Below are 222 nucleotides of genomic sequence, written 5' to 3' on the forward strand. Positions count from 1 at the left end.
CGCTGGCCATCTTCGACGACGACCAGTTCCTTGCGACCCTGCTCGGTGACGCCGATGATCACCAACAGGCACAGGCGGTCATCCATGCGCACGTTGCTGTACACGCCGTCCGCCCACCAGTAGACGTAGCGCTGCTCTGCCAGGTCACGCTTTTGCCAGTCGGCATGCTCGTCCTCCCACTGCTTCTTGAGCCGCGACACGGTGTTGGCCGAGAGTCCCTTG

1 protein-coding gene is annotated in these 222 nt (G+C 63.1%); it reads right to left on the bottom strand.

Going from position 1 to position 222, the window contains the following annotated elements:
• On the bottom strand, window positions 1-222 hold a 222-nt coding region (locus CWS39_RS29975; protein ID WP_233213759.1), incomplete at both ends, for a transposase.

This window comes from Mycobacterium hubeiense, from assembly GCF_002838065.1.
GTDB lineage: Bacteria > Actinomycetota > Actinomycetes > Mycobacteriales > Mycobacteriaceae > Mycobacterium > Mycobacterium hubeiense.